The following is a 19,200-nucleotide window of genomic DNA, read 5'->3' as shown; positions in this document are numbered from 1 at the left end:
TTCAGTACGAATACTTAATCAGGCAACCATACGCCCCAACTACGTCGTTCGTGAAGCAACTCTAATATATTTACGGCGGTGGTCTAAAAGCAGGTGATAGTGTTTTTGCTGAATGGCCTGAAAGCCATACGTAGCAAAAGCCTGCCACCTTTTTACCGATGATAGCAAAACACTATCACCTGCTTTTAGACCACCGCCACATTTACTTTTTCGAAAATTTTAAATCAAATCTGTAGCGCACGCCGATATTATGGTTTCCGGTCAGACCCGACGGATTGCCGATAATATTCCGATGAACTTCTGCCGGGACATTTTTCAAAATACGGTTGAACCCTGATTCAGCCACCAACTCCAGCCGATTCCATAGTAAGTATCGTCCGCTTATCCCAAATGTAGCATACATGTTTGATGACACACCTTCTATATAATAGTAATCTACTATCTGCTGATTCTTAACTTTCGTGAACTCTGAATCTGCCTGTTGCCTGACTAATATAACTCCTCCAATTATATCAATCTGAAAGGGACTTATATTATTTTTTCTAACTACATATTTAAACTTTACAGGTATAGCAAATCCTTTCGCATTACTATTCAGATACTCCGCCATTGGCAAGCCGTCCAGTGAAATTCCTTCAGCCCTACTCCTACTACTTTCCTTGTGAATAAGTAAAATTGTTTCAACAGCTAGTTTATCGTGAATAGTAAAGCCACCAACTAACTGCCAAGGACCAAAGTAAAATGTTCCAGGCTGAACAATATTTTCTTTATAAAAAATTTCGTGTTTACTATACCCCCGCGTTATACCCAAATAAAACCTCGGCTTATAACTTGCTGTTTTTGGCTTAAAATTCTGAGCTTTACTATTAAAACAACATACTAACAACAATATTATTTGAAAATACTTCTTCATATTTATCTGTCTTTTTTACACAAATAAATAAACTTTCCGCCTGCACCCTGATTAAGATCAGTGGGATATTTATACCAGCCTATAGGCGGCTGTATTCTGTCATTATCTCCCGACAGAATACCGATTTCTATTGGAATACCAGGCTGTTTCGTCTGGTATGACCATATATATGAGCCCCATGCACCATTATTCAAATCTTGCGGACCGTAATACGCGTACCCGTAGGTGCTATATTCGTATATATGATAATAATTAAAGCTAGGACTAGGCGCACTGCTTCCCCCAGTTTTTATCTCTACATTGGTAACTGGCCCTGATGCATAATTATGGTTCCTATAGTATTCTACGCCGTTATGAACACCTTTAGGGTCACGAATGAAAGTCAGGTATATATAACTACCTCCTGCTTTATCGTTCAAGTCTATAGGAAGACGAGTATAACCCGGCGGATTAGTAGGGTTAACGCCACTGTTACTGACAATTTTCAGGTCATAGATATATCCATTAGGGTTATCCGGACCACTATAAGCCCCCTGATTCTCGCTTGACACGAACGTGGGCGGGATGTATCCTCCGCCACCGCAGCCGCCCGTTTCACAAGGCTCGTCCGGCGCAATTTTATTACTGCTGTATTTTCCGTTCGCCTTTTTCTCTATCGAACGCTCGTAATCATTGTACTTCGGGCGAACGGGCCGGCTGCCATCAGCACTGGATTTTAGCTGATGCTTTTTACTTACGTACTGACCTAGCGGATCCTCCTGCTCATCTTTTTCAACCTGGTTAAGAAACTCAGTCCACAATTTTTCCTCCTGCTGCTTTTGTGGCCTTGTTTTGGTTACAGGATTTTCTTTCTCACAGCTTACCCCCCAAAAAAAACAGCAGCTACTATACTCCATCGTACTACTTTTCTCATGACACTAAAGAATTATTACTTGAATGATTAACGGCACCAATATCAAAGCTATTTTCTGAATTGCCAACTATTTTTTTCATCTAGCGCACTATCTGAAATACAGAAAGCCCCTGACGCCAGCACGAACGCCAGGGGCTTTTATTTAGGTCAGCGTTTAGCGCCGTGTGAAGGACGGATTGCTTCGCTCCGCTCGCAATGACGGCCACTCACTCACTCACTCACTCACTCACTCACTCACTCACTCACTCACTGCCTACCCAATCACCAGCTCCGTGAAGCCGGCACCTACTACCACGGCGGGCAGGGTGAGGCCGGTTTCCAGGGTGGCTTCGGTGGCGGTGGCGGGCTGGCCGTCGGTGCTGAAGGCGGTGGGCTGGAATGGTAGGCCGTGCAGCACCACGCGGTAGGTGCTCCAGGTGGGTTGGTACTGACCTTCCAACTCCTGTTGCAGCAGCAGGCCCTGTTCGGAGCCGGTTACGCGGAAGCGGCGGGTGGTGCTCTGGCCCTGCTGGTAGCCGTAGCCTTCGCCCCCATCCTCGTACAGCACGCTGGTTTCGGTGCCCTGCTTGAAGTACACGTGCAGGGTTATTTCTTCCACCACTTTCTCGCCTACGTACTGCATGAGCGGGTACATGGGCACCACGGCTCCGGCCTTGATGAACAGCGGAATCCGGCTCAGGTCGGCGGCGGCCCACACTTCCTGGCCGCCGGTTTTGGCCTCGTCGGTGTAGTAGTAGAACCAGTCGCCGCGGGGCAGGTACATCCAGCGACCATCGGCGCCGGGCGTGGTGATGGGGCACACCAGCAGATGGTCGCCGAGGCTGAACTCGGCCATGCGCAGGTACGTGTCAGTATCGGTCTGATCGAGAAAGGCTAACGGGCGCAGCATGGGCGTGCCCTGGGTAGTGTGCTGCCAGAATGTGGTGTACATGTAGGGCAGCAGGCGGTAGCGCAGCTCAATGAAGCCCCGGGCCAGCTCCATGTAGTGCTCCCCGAAGCTCCAGGGCTCCTGGTCCCCATGGTCGCCGGAGCTGTGGGTGCGGAAGAACGGGTGGAAGGCTCCCAGAGCCACCCAGCGCACGTACAGCTCCCCATCGGGCGTGTCGATGAAGCCCCCGATATCGGAACCGATAAACGAGAAGCCCGAGATGCTCAGGCGCTGGCACTGGATGTTGGCCAGCCACAGGTGCTCCCAGCTGGCAATGTTGTCGCCGGTCCAGCCGGAGGAGTAGCGCTGCCCGCCGGCGTAGGTGCTGCGCGTGATGGTAAACGGCCGGTTGGGGTAGCTAAAGCGCTTCACGCCTTCATTGGTGGCGCGGGCCATCTGCATGCCGTAGATGTTGTGAGCCTTCTTGTGGGAGGCGTGGTGGCCGTCGTAGCCGAAGCGCACGTCGTCGGGGAAAGTGCCCTTTTCGAACACGGCCGGCTCGTTCATGTCATTCCACACGCCCTTCACGCCCACTTCCTGAATCAGGCCCTTGAACAGGCCGGCCCACCACTCGCGCACCTCGGGGCGGGTGTAGTCGGGGAAGTTGCAGAGGCCGGGCCACACCGAGCCCTTCATCAGCGGGCCATCGGCGCGGCGGCAGAAGTAGTCATTTTTCAGGCCTTCCCGGAACACCGCATAATCGGGGTCAATCTTGATGCCGGGGTCGATAATCACCACGGTTTTGAAGCCATCCTGGGCCAGCTCCTGCACCATGCGCTTAGGCTCGGGGAAGTGCGTGGGGCTCCAGGTAAAGCACCGGTACCCGTCCATGTAGTCAATGTCGAGGTACAGGGCGTCGCAGGGGATTTTCCGGTCGCGGAAGCCCTGGGCAATGGCCTTCACGTTGCTCTCGGGGAAGTAGCTCCACTTGCACTGCTGGTAGCCCAGGGCCCACAGCGGGGGCAGCTCGGGCGGGGCCGTGAGGCGAGTGTACTCCTCAGTTACCTCCATCAGGGAAGGACCGTAGATGAAATAATAGTTCATCTCGCCCCCCTGGGCCCAGAACGAGGCCACGTCGGCCCGCTCGGCGGCAAAATCGAAGGAGGCTTTGAACGTGTTATCGAAGAAAATGCCGTGGGCAACTTTCTGGTGCAGGGCCAGGAAGAAGGGAATGTTCTTGTAGAGCGGGTCGGAGCCCTTTTGGTAGCCGTAGGTATCGGTGCCCCAGTTGGTGAACTGTTTGCCGCGCAGGTTCATGTTGTCGGGCTTGTCGCCGAGGCCGTAGTAGTGGGCCCCGCTCTGCACCTGCTTGCTCATCTTCACAATGTCGTTGCCCGACTCATACTCGTACTCCCAGTGGAAGCCCTTTTCGTCGTCGGTGAGCACCAGGCCGGAGCGATTGAGCACCCGGGTACGCATATTTTCCTTGTCCACCACGCAAATCAGCCGGTCGGTGGTAATGCGGTAGTGGTCGGGCTTTTCGCGGAACTCCAGAAATTCCAGCTCCTGGCGGGCGGGCACCCCGTCGGGGAAGGCGTAGCTGAAATCGGGTGGAAATACGCCCTCCGTGATGTAGCGGAAGCGCAGCACTTTATCGGTAATTACCTGCAGGCTCAGCTGCACGCCATTATCACAGCGGAAGATAAAGTCAGTGCCTTGCCGTTCGCCCGAAAGTACCCGACCGGGGTACAGTTCCTGGCGGGAACGGGCGGCCAGGTCATTGACCATGTAGTTAAGCTCCTGGATATTGTCGGCCATGCAAATAGGGGGTCGAGAAGAAAAAAGAGGTGCGTTCAGCGCACTGCCAGTGCCTTGGCAGAGCAGTGGTTCGTAAAGGTAAACAGCTTGCGGGGTACCGCCCAGCGGAAAGCCCGCCGTTTTCGACTAGCCGCCGTTTTCACACTACCGGTACCTTTTTTCTCTACCTTGCCGTACTCCGGGTTACTGCTTAGCTACCTCTTCTTATGCCCCCTGCTCCTTTACCTGTGCTGTTGCTTGGCTGGAACAACGCGCCCCGCACCGGGGAATCCGTTCCGGAACTTGGCCCGTTAGTTGAAAATATGGCCCCGATGGCGCCGTTATCCGTACTAGTACCGCACCTGCCGGCAGCTCCGCTGGCCGAGGCGGCGCACGTAACCTCCCTGGCGGATCTGTCGCCCGAGCAGGCCCTTGCTTCAGCTCCGCTGAAAAACCCGCACCCGGCCGCCTGGCACCGCCCCGCCGCCCCTTATACCGGCACTGCGGCCGATGGCGCGGCCGGCCCGGGCAATGAAACCGCCGCCGGCCCCGGCGGAACCAGCGGAGGCTGGAACACACCCGCCGCCCCCTACCTGGGTGCCACCCCGGGCCGGCCCGACACAGAAATCAACGCCGTACTGACCGGCACCCACGGCCTGGTGGCTGACGAGGAACGCCCGCCGGTTATCGACCAGCGCGCCACCCGGGCCGCCGTGCAGCAAGCCGTAGCGGCGCTGGCCGAAACGGCAGAAGCCCCCGCCGATACGCTGCTGCTGAACCCGGATGAGGTTGCCCAGGAAGAAGCCGAGCTCAGCCCCGCCGAAGCAGCCAACCTTACTCAACCCGCCGGTACGCCGGATTCTGCTCCGGAAACCGCCTTTACCGCCGCCCAGACTACTTTGCCCGGGGCGTTAGCCGTGCTGGGTGTGGACCTGGCCCCCGATGCCGACCTCAACTTTCAGGTAATTCAGTACGCCCGCTTTGCCACGCAACAGGCAGTACAGGATACCTTTGCGGTGATTTACGCGCCCGACTGGCCCACCTGGCTGGCGGCGCTGGAAATCCGGCAGCAAACCGGCCGTCCGCTGGTGCTGCACGTGCACAGTCTGGCCCAGGAGCGCGCCACCCCCGCCGACCGGGGCTGGGCGCTGGAGCTGGAACGCCTGGCCCTGCGCCGCGCCGACCTGATTCTGGCTGCCTCCGATGAGCTGGCCCACCGGCTTCGGACGCGGTACCAGATAGCCCCCGAGCGGCTGCAGCTGGTAGCGCCAGCTGATACTGATACGCTCCGCCGCGTGCTGCAGCAATTTGAAAACCGCATCCCCGGACAACAGTCCGTAGTTCCTCTTTTTCCGCCTACCGCATGAGTACAGAAGCCCCCCTCCGCCACGAATTCGACGCCCCCATGGAAATGGACGGGGCCGACAGCGGCGTTTTCCTGGTTGTCCCGTTCAGCGTGCCTGACACTTATGGGGTGAAGGGTACGCTGCCGGTTATCGGGACTATTGATGGCTTTCCTATCCGCACCAACCTGGTGCCGTTCGGCGACGGGCAGCACATGCTCAGCATCCGCAAAGAAGTACGCAACTCCATCAACAAAACCTGGACCGACACCGTGCACCTGGTACTGGAGCGCGACACCGAGCCCGGCGGTATTGAGTTGCCCGCCGATTTTGACCAAGCCTTGGAACGGGCCGGCCTGCGCGTGCAGTTCGATGCGCTGCCCTTCACCCAGCGCAAGGACCTGGCCATGCGCATTGCCCGCACCAAAAAGGACGAAGCCCGCTCCCAGCGCATCGAAGACGCCCTGGAAATTGCCCGCACCGGCCGCAAAACCAAGCAGTAAATGAGTTGCCAGGTAGTAGCTGTCAGTTGCCAGAGCAGTTCTGGCAACTGGCAGCTACTACCTGGCAACTCATTTACACGCGGGCCAGCACCAGCGCCGTGCGACTGGTCACGTAAAGGCTCAGCTTATTGACGCCTTCTTCCTGGAAGGTTTCGTAAGTCAGGCCGGCATCAACCCGGCCGAAGCCGCCGAACTGCACATCATCGGAGTTGAGTACGATGCGGTAACGGCCGGCGGTGGGTACCGGGAACCGGTAATCGGGCACGCTGCGGTCAACGTGGAAGCTGAACACAAATACTAGGTTGCCCCGCTCAAAAATGAGGACCTGGTTGGTCGTATCCAGATTTAGCTGCCGGGCCGGGCCGGCGGCGAGCAGGCGGTTGCTTTTGACCACGCTCAGCATGGCCTTATCGAACTGCAGCAGGTACTGAAACTTCAGTTCCGGGTTGTCGGCCAGGCTCCATTGGCGGCGGGCGAAATGGTGGCTCCAGCCGTTGCCTTCCCGGGGGAAATCCACCCATTCGGGGTGGCCGAATTCGTTGCCGATAAAGTTCAGGTAGGCCTCCCCCCCCAGGCTGAGCGTGGCCAGCCGAATGAGCTTGTGCAGGGCCACACCCCGGGCCGCTACGGGGTCGGGGTCAGCTTTGTGCATGTGCTCGTAGATGGCCTTATCGAGCAGCCAGTGGGCCAGAGTTTTGTCGCCCACCAGAGCCTGGTCGTGACTTTCGGCGTAGGCCACCGTCTTTTCGCCGGCCCGGCGGTTGGTGAGCACGTGCCAGAGGTCGTGGAGGTTCCAGTCTTCGTCGCGGGTGTGTTTGAGCAGCTTGATCCAGTAGTCCGGAATGCCCATAGCCAAGCGGTAGTCGAACCCGATGCCGCCCTCCTCAATGGGCCGGCACAGACCAGGCATGCCGCTCATATCCTCTGCAATGAGCAGGGCGCTGCGCTTCAGCTCCCGCACCAGCGTGGTGGCCAGCTGCAGGTAGAGGATAGCATCTTCATCCGCATCCTCGCCGAAGTACTGCTCATAGCTCCCGAACCCGACTCCCTCACCGTGGTGATGGTAGAGCATGCTGGTAATGCCATCGAAGCGGAACCCATCGAAGTGAAACTCTTCCAGCCAGTAGCGCAGGTTGCTGAGCAGAAACTGCTGCACCTCAGGCCTGGCATAGTTGAACAGCTTGGAATCCCAGCCGGGGTGGTTGCCGCGCGGACCTTCGTGGAAATACTGTCCACCCGAGCCGTCGAAATCGGCCAGGCCCTCGGCCTCGTTTTTTACGGCGTGGGAGTGCACCACGTCCAGCAGCACCGCAATGCCGCGGCGGTGGGCTTCGTTGATGAGGTGCTTCAACTCCTCGGGCGTCCCGAACCTGGATGACACCCCGAAGAAGTTAGCCACGTGGTAGCCGAACGAGCCGTAGTACGGGTGCTCCATCACGGCCATCAGCTGCAGGCAGTTGTAGCCCTCGGCCTGAATGCGGGGCAGCACCTGCTCGGCAAACTCCAGGTAGGAGCCTACTTTCCCTTCTTCCAGGGCCATCCCCACGTGGGCCTCGTAAATCAGCGGCTCACGCACAAAATTCGGTACCCGAAACTTCTGATCCGACCACACAAACGGCTGCTCAGGCCGCCACACCTGCCCGGCAAAATCCTTGGTTTCGGGGTTTTGTACGGCGCGGCGCAGCATGGCCGGCAGCCGGTCTTTGCCCCCCTTGGCCGTTACCACGTGCACTTTGTAGAGAGAGTAGTGCGTGAGGCGGTCCTTATAGTCTTTGTCGGCCAGAAAAACTTCCCACACCCCATCCTGGCTGCGGGTGAGCGGGGTAGCCTGCCGGTCCCAGCCGTTGAAGTCGCCCACCAGGTACAGGGCCTCAGCGGCGGGGGCCCACTCCCGGAACCAGTAGCCCCGGCGGCGGCCATCGTAGGTGAGGCATAAGTGCTGGTGAGCCAGGGCGAACTTGCTCAGGGAGCCATACTGGGCCGTTATTTCGGCCAGCCGCTGCTCCAGGCGCTGCTGGCGCTGCCGCAGCACCGGCTCGAACGGAGCCAGCCAGGGGTCGTGCTGCACGAGGGGCAGATGAGCCGTGGTTTCTTCGGCGGTAGCGGGGGCCAACGGTTCAGTCGTCATAGTCAGGGCACAGGTCTGGTTCAGGCCAAAGCTACGCGGATTACCGAACCGAGGTTGGTTGTAGGTTAGCCGGTACTGGTTGTTGATTGGCCAGTTGCAGGTTAAACCGGCACGTATAAGCCACCTTACGGGCCGGAGCAGCACTCCCGGAAACTACCTGCAGCCTCTCGTACCTTTGCGTTCCTATGCGCCACCGTATTCCCTTCCTGCTCCTGACGGCCCTGGCCGCCTGCACTACCGCCCAACCCTCTGGCCCCGCCCCGGCGGCGGCCACCACTACCTTAGCCGCGCCCATCCCGGCCGCTACGCCCGTCGTCGCGGCTAAGGCCATGGTGGTATCAGCCCACCCCGAGGCTACCCGGATAGGCGTGGAAATTCTGCAGAAGGGCGGCAACGCTTACGACGCGGCCGTGGCCGTGCAGTTTGCTTTGGCCGTAGCCCTGCCGGTGGCCGGCAACATCGGGGGCGGCGGCTTTCTGCTCTACCGCGGGGCCGATGGGCAGGAAGGAGCGCTGGATTTCCGCGAAACTGCCCCCGCCGCCGCCTCCCGGGATATGTACCTCGATGCCCAGGGCAACGTCATCCCCAACCTGAGCACCCTGGGCCACCTGGCCGCGGGCGTACCCGGCACCGTGGCCGGCATGTGGGTGCTGCACCAGAAGTTGGGCAAGCTGCCGTGGAAGGACGTGGTGCAGCCGGCCGTGGACCTGGCCGCCAAGGGCCTCAAACTGACCGAGAAGGAAGCCACCGGGCTGAACAACCAACACGACACCTTCGCCAGGCTCAACCCCGGTAGTGCTTACCTCAAGCCCAGCCCTTGGGTAGCCGGGGAGGTGATTCAGTACCCCGACCTGGCCGCCACCCTCAGCCGCATCCGCGACCAGGGCAAAGCCGGTTTCTACGAAGGCAAAACGGCCGACCTCATCGTGGCCGAAATGCAGCGCGGCAAGGGCCTTATCACCCGACAGGATTTGCTGAAATACGAACCCAAGTGGCGCACTCCACTCCGCGGCCAGTACCGCGGCTACGAGGTGCTCACGTTTCCGCCGCCCAGCTCCGGCGGGGTAGCCCTGCTGCAGATGCTGCAGATGCTGGAGCCCTACAGCCTGGGCCGGGCCGGCTGGCACTCCCCCCAGGCCACGCACTGGATTACCGAGGCCCAGCGCCGCGTATACGCCGACCGCGCCACCTACCTCGGCGACCCGGACTTCGGCCGCGTACCCGTACCCCAGTTGCTGGAGAAGAGTTACAACCAGCAGCGCATGGCCACTACCCTGCCCTACCGCGCCACGCCTAGCGCCCAGGTAACGGCCGGCCCGGGCCTGCCCGGCTACGAATCGGACCAGACCACGCACTACAACGTGGTGGACGCCCAGGGCAACGCTGTAAGCTGCACCACCACCCTCAACGGAGCCTACGGCAGCAAAGTGGTGGTAGCCGGGGCCGGCTTCCTGCTCAACAACGAAATGGACGATTTCAGCAGCAAGCCCGGCACACCCAACGCCTACGGGCTGGTGGGCGGCGCGGCCAATGCCATTGCCCCCGGCAAGCGTATGCTCTCCTCCATGACGCCCGCCATCCTGACGCGCGGCAAGAAACTGGCCCTGGTAACCGGCACGCCCGGCGGCAGCACCATCATCACCAGCGTGCTGCAGTCCATCTTGAACGTGGTGGATTATGGCCTGAACGCCCAGCAGGCCGTGGCCGCCCCCCGCCTGCACCACCAGTGGCTCCCGGATCAGATTGACGTGGAAGCCGACGCGCTACTGCCCACCGCCCAGGATACGCTGCGGGCCCGGGGCTACAAGCTCAACCCGCGCAACCCCTGGGGCCGGGTAGAAGTCATCCGGATACTGCCCAGCGGCCAGCTGGAAGGCGGCGCCGACCCCCGCGGCGACGATGCGGCAGCGGGGTATTAGGGGTTGGGTGTTAAGCAGCCAATGTCTATTGTACTCAACCTGGCATTAAACAACACCGGCCGCCGCTTCTGTGTCAGAAGCGGCGGCCGGTGGCATTTACAACGTGCCGGATAGTGGCTTACGACACTTTCAGGTTGCCGGCGGCGGTAATGAGCGTCTGGCCGAGGTGGCGAAGCTGGTCGCCAGTGGCATCGTGCAGGTTGCGGGCAATGAGGGAGGTTTCCTGGCCCAGGTGCTGCAGCGAGGCGGCCATGGCGGCGCGGTCGTCGCGCTCTACGTGGCCGCGTAGGTTGCGCAGCTCGGTTTGCAGGCCGGTCAGGGCCGAGCCACCGAGGCCGTCCAGGGCCGAAATCCAGCCGTCGATGTAGCCGATACCGTTTTCGACGGGGTGGTTGTGGTGGTTTTCCAGGGCATCGTAAATGTTCTGGATGGTTTCTTCGATGCGGGCGTTGTGGTTCATAGCGCGTGGGGGTTGAGAGTCAGACACGAAGGTTCCGGAATCTGTACGCCACCGGGCGCATTGGTGTTGCCCGGCAGCGGGCTTCTCTTACCGCCTCGGTGCATCCACTCAGTTCTTTTGGGCAACTACCGCAAAGGCCAGCGCACACTCGTTGCGAATGGCATAGGAGCCCAGGTTCTGAAAAAAGCTAGCGGAGTTGTATTTGATACCAAACTGGGTGCGGTCAAGGGTGGCCTTTCCGGTTACACGGAGCTGGCCATTAGGGAGCTTGGTGAGGGTGAGCGGAAACTGCACTGGCCGGGTAACGCCGCGCAGCGTGAGGTGACCGGCGGCCGTACCGTTCTGCACATTGTCCAGCACAAATACGGCTGTTGGGTAACGGGCCACGTCAAAGAAATCGGGGCCGCGCAGGTGCTCGACCAGCTGAGCCTGCTCCTGTGCAATGGTGCGCATATCGAACTCAAACCGGCCAGCCCGGAGGTGGCGGCCGTCGTAGGTGAAGGTGCCGCGGCTCAGCTGCACGGTGCCGGTGGGGGCATAGCCGCCCACCTCGGCGTAGCCCGTCCAGGTTACGCGGCTGGCAGTGGGGTCAACCCGGTAAGTATCAGCGGCGGGCCGGGCCGCCAGCAGCGTGCAGAGTAGCAGAATGAACAGTGCTTTCATGATGAAGAGATTAGGATGTAGGCTGAGGACTGCCGGGAATGCGCGGCTTAGCGCGGAGTGGCTTCGGTTTCAATGAGCCCCATGCCCTTGTAGAGCGTGCCGGCCGCGTCGCGGGCCAGGATGTACCAGAGGGCGTCGCCGCCGTAGAGCTGGCGGGCGTTGTCGGCGTAGCGGTAGTTTTTGGCGAAGGTGTAGGTGCGGCCGGACTCCAGGCGGCCGCCAGGGCACTGAAACAGCTCGGCAAACTCGGCGGGCGTTTCTACCAGGTTCTGCTTCCAGCCGGTGGCATCGTACCAGATGAAACTCCCGCACTCCACCACTGTCAGCAGTCCTACGTCGGAGCGCAGCAGGGTGCTGTGCTTCCACACATAGCCGCCCGGCTGCGCGGGGTTGGGCTCAGGGTACACGGGGTTGGGCGTGTGCCAGAGCGTGAGACCCACCGGTACCGCGCGCAGCTTATCAGGCAGCACGCGGCGGGGGTTGCTCCAGGCGGTGGCGGGAGTGGTCTGGGCCAGCAGCGGCGCGGCAGTGGCGGCGGTCAGCAGCAGCAAAAGCAGACAGGTTTTCATGGGGCGTGAAGAAAAATGAACGACCCAAAGGTGGCCTTCCAAACCGGCCCGAACGCCCCATTTTCGCCCGTGGAACGCCCCAGATCATGATGTGGGACGAAGTTCTGAATGGCCGTCATTGCGAGCATGTGGCGCATCAAGCCAGTATCGAAGCAATCCGCCCTGTTCAATTCGCCAAGCCCTGAAATGCAGAAAGCCCCTGGCGTCCGTGCTGGCGCCAAGGGCTTTTGAATAGGTCAAAGCTGAGTGCCTTGGAAAGGAAGGATTGCTTCGCTCCGCTCGCAATGACACATCACTCACTCACTCACTCACACCCCCAAACCCTCCTACCCTAATTGCCCTGCCACTCCCGGGGGGCCACGCCGGTAACCTGTTTGAAGATGCGGTTGAAGGTAGTTTTGGAATTGAAGCCGCTTTCGAAGGCAATGCCCAGCAGCGTGAGGCGCTGGGCATCGGGGGTGGCAAGGCGGCGCTTCACCTCCTCTACCCGGTAGCCATTCACCACGTCGTTGAAGCTGCGGCCGAAGCCCTGGTTGACGGTAAAGGAAATCAGCCGGGGGGCGAGGCCGGTGTGGGCCGCCAGTTCGGCCAGCGTGAGCGTGGGGTTGCGGTACAGCGCCTCGTCTTCCAGCGCCCGGCGGATGCGCTCCAGCACGGCCGCATCCACAGCCGGCACGGCGGGTGGCGGGGTATCGGCCGGGTCGTCTGCAGTGGGCGGCAAGGCACCAATAGAGCTGATGGAAGCAGGGTTTGATGCGGTAGCAGGCGACGAAAACGGCTCGGCTTCGGGCTCAAACTGCACGGCCCGCATATCGGCCTGGCGCAGGCCCACTATGCCCACCAGAATCAGCACCCCGCCCAATAGCTCGGTGGAGTAGTCATATTCATAGTACAACCCTACTACCTCGCGCAGCACTACTTCCAGCAGCCATTGCCCGCTCACCACCGCCACGGCTACCAGCAGCACCCGCAGCCACTGCAGCCGCAGCCGGGATACCTCCGAGAAATTATCGGTAAGCCAGCGGCGATAGTGACGCAGCAGCTGCAGGCTTAACAGCAGATAGACAGTGAGCGAAATCCAGGTACCAATGAACTCCAGCCGGTAGGTAACGGGCCGGTGCACCTGCTCCCAAAACCAGAGTCGGGTGGCATAGGGCTGCAGCCGCAACCAGCCGTACAGCGCCGCCTGTAGCAGTACGGGCACGAAATGCACCAGGTGCCGACGCGTAAACCGGAAGTTATGGTTGATGAGGCTGCGCACGTAGAAGTACAGCAGCGGCCCAAATGCAAAGGAGTAGTAAATGGGCGCAAAGTACCAGTTGGCATTCTGCCCATAGATGGTGGCCACCCGGAAGAACCCATCCAGCAGCCACAACGCAATACTGAGCATCAATAGAGCCAGAAACCGATTGGGCCGACGGTTGGCCGGGGCCACCCACAGCAGCCCGGCCGCCAACAGGGCCTGGGCTACCACGGCCCACAGCACCAGCACCAACGGGGTAAACGGTATTTGCATAAACGGGGCAGTATCTTTGGCAGACCCCGGAAAAATAGCCGTTTCTTTTCTTCAACCCGATGCCAGCCAAACTTCGTGAATGGGCGCGCCGCTATTTGCCCGCTGAGGTATTATCAGTGGTGGCTACGCTGGTGGGCGCGGGGCTGGCCTGGCACGTGGCACCCGGTCAGGAAATACGGGCGGCCCTGGCTGGCACCTGGGCCGGTAACGTAGCGTACTTCGGCTGGCTGCTGGGGCAGGATGTGCGCCAGACCCGGCACCACCTGCGCCGCAGCGGCCAGCAGTACACCCGCCGCACTTTCGGCCAGAACGTCCGTGCTTTAGTGGTGGAGTTTGGCCCCGCCGAGCTCCTCGACAGCCTGCTGATTCGGCCAGCCCTGATGGTGTGGCTACCCCGCCTGCTGGGTAGCCGCAACGGCAGTATTCTGGTGGCTAAGCTCCTGGCTGATGTGACGTTTTACGTTCCCGCCATCCTCAGCTACGAGCTGAGTAAGAAGCGGCTGCGTAACTTCCGGGAATAAGCTCTTCTCCCGAAAAAACCCTGAGGGCCGGACGGTGGTATGCAGGGCGGCGCATTGGTGCGCCGCTCCCGCCTGGCATGACTAACCCTGCTCCCCTCTTTCTGACTCCCGACGGCCCGGTACGGGGTCATTCTCATGCCGGCCTGGTGCGCGCCAGCGGCATCCGCTACGCCCGCGCCGCCCGGTTTCAGCCCCCTGTGGATGCGCCCGCCCACCCCGAGGTGTACGAGGCCACGGCCCCCGGCCCGGTGTGCCCCCAGGTGCCCGACCCCGCGTTGCAGGAAGCCCTGGGCCCCGCCCTGACCGGCCGCACCTTCGACGAGGACTGCCTGCGCCTGACCGTAACGGCCCCGCCCGACTACCACGCCGGCCCACCACGGGCAGTGCTGGTCTGGATTCACGGGGGCTCCTACGTGAGCGGGGCCGGCGACCTGGCCTTCTACGACCCCGCCCCGCTGGTGCGTGAGCAGGGCCTGGTGGTGGTGGCCGTGAGCTACCGGCTGGGCATGCTCGGGTTTCTGGGACACCGGCACGCCCCCGCCAACCTGGGCCTGCTCGATTTGCTGGCCGCCCTGCGCTGGGTGCAGCGCAACATTGCCGCCTTCGGGGGAGATGCCGGCCGGGTAACCCTGCTGGGCCACTCCTCGGGCGGCGACGCGGCGGCTCACCTCATGCTGGCCGACGGGGCCGCAAGTCTGTTCCGGCGCGTGATTCTGCACAGCGCCCCGCTGGGTCTGGCTGCCGGTCGGGCCCGCATGGGCCGGGCTATGGCTGCCGCCGTGCACCCCCTCCCGCCCGATGCGCCCCTGGAAACGGTGCTGGCCGCCCAGCCCCGGGCCGAGCGGGCCGCCCGGTGGTCGGGCCTGCGGGCCGGCATGCCGTTCGGAATTCAGTACGGCGCCGCCCCGCTGCCACCCGAAACAGAAGCCCCGGCCGCCTGGCAGGCCGCCGCCCGGCACTTCGACGTGCTGATTGGGGCCACGGCCGATGAGCTGCGGTTCTTTGCCGTTATTGCCCCGCCGCTGCGCCGGCTGCTCACGCTGCCGCGGCCGGTGCCCACGCTGCTGCAGGCCCTTATTACGGGCGGCTCGCGGCGCATTTACGTGGGGCCGGCCGCCGCCTTTGCCCGCCGCCACGCCCGGGCCGGGGGCCGGGCTTACCTGTTCCGGGTGCCCTACCACCCGCCCGGCAGCGAGTTTGGCGGGGCCCACACCATCGATTTGCCGCTGCTGTTCGGCTCAGCCGAAGCCTGGGCGCCCGTACCGTTGCTGGGCGAGGCCGCCTGGCCCGAAGTGGAAGCCGCCGGCCGCCCCGTACGTCGGTTCTGGGCCGATTTTGCCCGCACCGGCCAACTCCCACCCCACATCCACCTGCCCGGCGTGCTGGAGGTGGAGCAGGTACGAGGAGACGCCCGCTGACGGGCAGGACTTGGAAAATGGGTCAGGAGAATTGAAAAAGACCATCATGCTGAGCTTGCCGAAGCATTTCGCGTGCTGATGTTGCCATGGTAAATGTCATGCTGAGTGGAATCGAAGCATCTCTACCGCTTCGTTGAAATGCCAGCCCAACGGAATTGAAAACGAACGTCATGCTGAGCTTGTCGAAGCATCTCTCCCGCTTCGTTGCAATGCCAACCCAACAAAGCGGGAGAGATGCTTCGGCAAGCTCAGCATGACGTTCTGATTTCCCGGGTCTCTTGCCGCGCCGCTTCCTCCCGCAGGAACCTCCGTCGCTGCTCGTCGTTCAACCGCAGGAAATACTCCTGTTATGTCTGCCGAAGAACCGCTGCATCCCCAGTCGCACCTGTTTCAGGTGCGCCACCCCGAGTGGGCCGCCCAGGCCACCATCTACGAAGTCAACCTGCGTAATTTCACCCCGGAGGGCACGTTCCGGGCGTTTGAGGCGCATTTGCCCCGGCTGGCGGCCATGGGCATCAGCATTGTGTGGCTGATGCCGATTCACCCCATCGGCACGGTGGAGCGCAAGGGCACGCTGGGCAGCCAGTACGCGGTGCAGGATTATTTCGGGGTGAACCCGGAGTTTGGTACGCTGGATGATTTGCGCCATTTGGTGCAAACCGCCCATAACCTCGGCCTGCGGGTGTTGCTCGATTGGGTGGCCAACCACACCAGTTGGGACAACCCACTGGTGCAGCAGCACCCCGACTGGTATCAGCACGACGCCCAGGGCAACCTGGTACCGCCCGTAGCCGACTGGACCGACGTGGTAGCCTTCGACTACTCGAACCAGAACCTGCGCCGATACATGACCGACGCCCTGCTGTACTGGGTGCGTGAGGCCGATATTGACGGCTACCGCTGCGACGTGGCCGGGCTGGTGCCCACCGATTTCTGGGACGAGGCCCGCCTGGAGCTGGACGAGGTGAAGCCCCTGTTTATGCTGGCCGAGTGGGACGAACTGTATCCCAGCGGCGGCCTGAGCTGGGAGGAGTTCAACTCCGACACCAAACTGCTGGAGCGGGCCTTCAACATGACCTTCGGCCTGCGCCTGCACTACCTGCTCGACCACATTGCCGAAGGCAAAGCCCGCCTGCAGGACATTGACGTGTACCTGGCCGCCGAGCGGGCCAAATACCCGCCCTCGGTGTACCTGATGCACTTCACCAGCAACCACGACGTGAACAGCTGGGACGGCACCGAGTACGAGCGGCTGGGCCCACTGGCGCTGCCGTTTGCCGTCCTCACGGTGCTGCTGCCCGGCATGCCGCTGGTGTACACCGGCCAGGAAGCCGCCCTCAACCGCCGCCTGCAGTTCTTCGACCGGGACACGATTGACTGGGCCAGCATTCCGCTCCAGGATTTCTACACCACCCTGCTCCAGCTCAAGCGCCGCCACCCCGCCCTGCGCAACGGCGACCCGGCCAGCCGTTTCCACCGCCTCCCCGGCCCCGAACAACTCTACGGCTTCCTCCGCGAAAAACAAGGCGCGGCCATCCTCTGCGTCATCAACACCGAACCCCGCGAAACGCCTCTTACGTTACCCACCGAAGCCGCCGGCACCTGGCGGGACGTGTTCAGCGGCCAGCAGCTGCTGTTCCAACCCGGCGACGAGCTGCCGGTGCCCGGCCACGGCTGGCGCGTGCTGGAACGGGTGTAGAGACGCAACATCTTGCGTCTTGTCGTTGAACGATACGGCAATGCACAGTCCGAACAACATCAGCAACGACGAGACCCAAGATGTTGCGTCTCTACACCGTGTTACTGCTTTCCCGGCCCGTACAGCACCTGCCCGGCGCGCTGGCCGGTGTGGCGGCCTTCGCGCACGGTGAGGCGGCCGTTTACCAGCGCGTAGCGCATGCCCACGGAATACTGGTGGGGCTGGGTGAAAGTGGATTTATCGGCCACGGTGGCGGGGTCGAACACCACAATATCAGCCGCGAAGCCGGGTCGCAGCAGGCCGCGGCTGGTGAAGCCAAAGGTCTGGGCCGGCAGGCTGGTCATGCGCCGGATGGCTTCTTCCAGGGTGATGACGCGCAGCTCGCGCACGTAGTGGCCCAGCACGCGGGCGTTGGAGCCGTAGCCGCGCGGGTGCGGCGCGCCTTCCCGCCACACCCGGATGCTGGCATCGGAGGCTACCATGTTCTGGGGGTAGCGCATAATGGTTTGTACGTCGGGCTCACTCATGCCGTGAAACACCATGCCGGCATCGTACTGCAGCACCAGGTCGAGGATAGTGGCGGCTTCGGCGCGGGCATTGTGCGGGCGGTGGCGCAGCCGGTTGATTTCCTCCAGGCTGCGGCCGTTGTAGCTGGTATCGGGCGGGAAGCTGGCTACCACGGCGTAGCTGAAGTGCCGGAGCCCCTTGCTGCGCAGCCGCTGCACCAGAAACTGCTCCACCGCGCGCCGCGTGGCGGGGCGGGCCAGCCGGGCGCGCAGGGAGTCTCGGCCGTCAGCCTGCACGTCGTCGGGCAACAGGGTGCTGAGGCTGGTGGAGCTGGCCGTGTAGGGGTACTGGTCGATAGTGACGGGCTGGCCCTGCTGGCGGGCGGTTTCGATGAGCTGCAGCAGCTCGGCGGCGTGGCCCCAGTTGCGCTGGCCGCCCAGCTTCAGGTGCGAAATCTGCACGGGCAGGTCCGCTTCCCGCCCAATCAGCAACGCCTCCTGAATGGCCTGCCGCACGCTGTCGGACTCGTTGCGCATGTGGGTAGCGTAGAGGCCGTGGTAGCGCGCAGCCACCCGGGCCAGCCGCACCAGCTCGGGCGGGCGGGTGTAGGTGCCCGGCACGTAAATCAGCCCCGACGACAAGCCCACCGCTCCGGCCCGCATGGCGCTGTCGGTAAGGGTTTCCATGCGCCGCAGCTCGGCCTCGGTGGGTGGGCGGCGGGCCCGGCCCATCACCGCCTTGCGCACCGTACCCTGCCCCACCAGCGAGGCCACGTTCACGGACAGGTGCAGGCTGTCGAGCTGGCGAAAGTAGCGGCGCAAATCGGGGCGGGAGGAGCCGCAGTTGCCGGTTACCACGGTGGTTACGCCGTCGAGCAGGAAGTTGTCGGCCGTGGGCTGGCGCACTTCGTCGTCCTCGATGTGGGTGTGCACGTCGATGAAGCCGGGGGCCACGGCCAGGCCGCGGGCATCCAGCACGGTATCGGCGGGGTAGTTGGCCGGCAGTCGGCCCACGGCCACAATGCGGCCCGCGCGCACGGCCACGTCGCCCAGCGTCCAGGTATTGCCAGTGCCGTCGTACAGCCGCCCGTTCCGAATCAGGATATCCGCCCGCTCGGGCGTTTGGGCCGCCAGCGGCGGGGTCAGCAGCAGCAACAGAAGCAACAGGAAAAGGCGCATGCGGCTAAGGTAGGAGGTGAAAGCCAGAGCTAAGCGCTAGAAACTAGTTCCCCTCCTTGGAAAGGAGGGGCTAGGGGTGGTTGATTTCCGTTGAACATCAGCTAACTCTAGTTCTACAGCCGTTTCGCGAACGGTGGATCCTGTAGAGACGCGACACTTCGCGTCTCGTTGTTGAACGATTTTGTTCGGGAGACGCGAACGGAGGAGACGCGAAGTGTCGCGTCTACACCTTAGGTACACTGGTCGCGAAACGGCTATAAAACTGTTCTGACGTGCATCAACCAC

General features: G+C 61.8%; 15 protein-coding genes. 6 read left to right on the top strand and 9 right to left on the bottom strand.

The window, feature by feature from the left end; genetic code table 11:
- Window positions 1-202: 202 nt before the first annotated feature.
- From ACN19L_RS17580 to ACN19L_RS17570, 3 genes are all read right to left on the bottom strand, one after another.
- Window positions 203-913, bottom strand: coding sequence for a hypothetical protein (locus ACN19L_RS17580; RefSeq protein WP_426490768.1), 711 nt, complete (start codon window positions 911-913; stop codon window positions 203-205).
- Window positions 914-915: 2 nt separating this feature from the next.
- Complete coding sequence (locus tag ACN19L_RS17575; protein WP_426490767.1) at window positions 916-1,809, bottom strand: hypothetical protein; 894 nt, start codon at window positions 1,807-1,809, stop codon at window positions 916-918.
- Between the two features lie 270 nt (window positions 1,810-2,079).
- Window positions 2,080-4,512 (bottom strand): TIM-barrel domain-containing protein, encoded by a 2,433-nt coding sequence (locus ACN19L_RS17570; protein ID WP_426490766.1) that lies wholly within the window; start codon window positions 4,510-4,512, stop codon window positions 2,080-2,082.
- A gap of 206 nt (window positions 4,513-4,718) precedes the next feature.
- Here ACN19L_RS17570 and ACN19L_RS17565 point away from each other — a divergent pair, with 206 nt between their 5' ends.
- Together ACN19L_RS17565 and ACN19L_RS17560 are read left to right on the top strand one after the other, a co-directional pair.
- Complete coding sequence (locus ACN19L_RS17565; protein ID WP_426490765.1) at window positions 4,719-5,858, top strand: glycosyltransferase; 1,140 nt, start codon at window positions 4,719-4,721, stop codon at window positions 5,856-5,858.
- Complete coding sequence (locus ACN19L_RS17560) at window positions 5,855-6,337, top strand: YdeI/OmpD-associated family protein (RefSeq protein ID WP_426490764.1); 483 nt, start codon at window positions 5,855-5,857, stop codon at window positions 6,335-6,337. The genes ACN19L_RS17565 and ACN19L_RS17560 overlap by 4 nt, the downstream gene beginning before the upstream one ends.
- A 73-nt stretch (window positions 6,338-6,410) precedes the next feature.
- Here ACN19L_RS17560 and ACN19L_RS17555 read toward each other — a convergent pair whose 3' ends face one another.
- Window positions 6,411-8,465 carry an alpha amylase C-terminal domain-containing protein gene (locus tag ACN19L_RS17555; protein WP_426490763.1) on the bottom strand — a complete coding sequence of 685 codons (2,055 nt, stop codon included), beginning with the start codon at window positions 8,463-8,465 and terminating at the stop codon, window positions 6,411-6,413.
- 185 nt (window positions 8,466-8,650) lie between these two features.
- Between ACN19L_RS17555 and ggt the strand changes: the two genes are divergently transcribed.
- On the top strand, window positions 8,651-10,384 hold the full coding sequence (gene ggt, locus ACN19L_RS17550) for a gamma-glutamyltransferase (protein ID WP_426490762.1): 1,734 nt from the start codon (window positions 8,651-8,653) through the stop codon (window positions 10,382-10,384).
- Between the two features lie 118 nt (window positions 10,385-10,502).
- Here ggt and ACN19L_RS17545 read toward each other — a convergent pair whose 3' ends face one another.
- From ACN19L_RS17545 to ACN19L_RS17530, 4 genes are all read right to left on the bottom strand, one after another.
- Window positions 10,503-10,844, bottom strand: a complete 342-nt coding sequence (locus ACN19L_RS17545; RefSeq protein ID WP_426490761.1) for a hypothetical protein — start codon at window positions 10,842-10,844, stop codon at window positions 10,503-10,505.
- A gap of 108 nt (window positions 10,845-10,952) precedes the next feature.
- Window positions 10,953-11,507, bottom strand: coding sequence for a YceI family protein (locus ACN19L_RS17540; protein WP_426490760.1), 555 nt, complete (start codon window positions 11,505-11,507; stop codon window positions 10,953-10,955).
- Between the two features lie 47 nt (window positions 11,508-11,554).
- Window positions 11,555-12,076 (bottom strand): hypothetical protein, encoded by a 522-nt coding sequence (locus ACN19L_RS17535; protein WP_426490759.1) that lies wholly within the window; start codon window positions 12,074-12,076, stop codon window positions 11,555-11,557.
- A gap of 331 nt (window positions 12,077-12,407) precedes the next feature.
- Window positions 12,408-13,592 carry a helix-turn-helix domain-containing protein gene (locus tag ACN19L_RS17530; RefSeq protein WP_426490758.1) on the bottom strand — a complete coding sequence of 395 codons (1,185 nt, stop codon included), beginning with the start codon at window positions 13,590-13,592 and terminating at the stop codon, window positions 12,408-12,410.
- Window positions 13,593-13,651: 59 nt separating this feature from the next.
- Between ACN19L_RS17530 and ACN19L_RS17525 the strand changes: the two genes are divergently transcribed.
- The 3 genes from ACN19L_RS17525 (at window position 13,652) to ACN19L_RS17515 (ending at window position 17,230) form a co-directional block, all read left to right on the top strand.
- Window positions 13,652-14,113 carry a hypothetical protein gene (locus ACN19L_RS17525; RefSeq protein ID WP_426490757.1) on the top strand — a complete coding sequence of 154 codons (462 nt, stop codon included), beginning with the start codon at window positions 13,652-13,654 and terminating at the stop codon, window positions 14,111-14,113.
- A gap of 77 nt (window positions 14,114-14,190) precedes the next feature.
- On the top strand, window positions 14,191-15,531 hold the full coding sequence (locus tag ACN19L_RS17520; protein WP_426490756.1) for a carboxylesterase family protein: 1,341 nt from the start codon (window positions 14,191-14,193) through the stop codon (window positions 15,529-15,531).
- A gap of 349 nt (window positions 15,532-15,880) precedes the next feature.
- Window positions 15,881-17,230, top strand: a complete 1,350-nt coding sequence (locus ACN19L_RS17515) for an alpha-amylase family glycosyl hydrolase (RefSeq protein WP_426490755.1) — start codon at window positions 15,881-15,883, stop codon at window positions 17,228-17,230.
- A 101-nt stretch (window positions 17,231-17,331) separates the two neighbouring features.
- On the opposite strand, the gene ACN19L_RS17510 is transcribed toward ACN19L_RS17515, so the two are convergent.
- Entirely contained in the window at window positions 17,332-18,915 is a 1,584-nt protein-coding gene (locus tag ACN19L_RS17510) for an N-acyl-D-amino-acid deacylase family protein (RefSeq protein WP_426490754.1), read from the bottom strand.
- Between the last annotated feature and the right edge of the window lie 285 nt (window positions 18,916-19,200).

Origin of the sequence: Hymenobacter sp. 102 (assembly GCF_049949205.1) — a bacterium.
In the GTDB taxonomy this organism is placed as follows: Bacteria; Bacteroidota; Bacteroidia; order Cytophagales; family Hymenobacteraceae; genus Hymenobacter.
The sequence above is the reverse complement of the archived record's forward strand: the minus strand, read 5'-3'. Positions and strand labels throughout refer to the sequence as shown.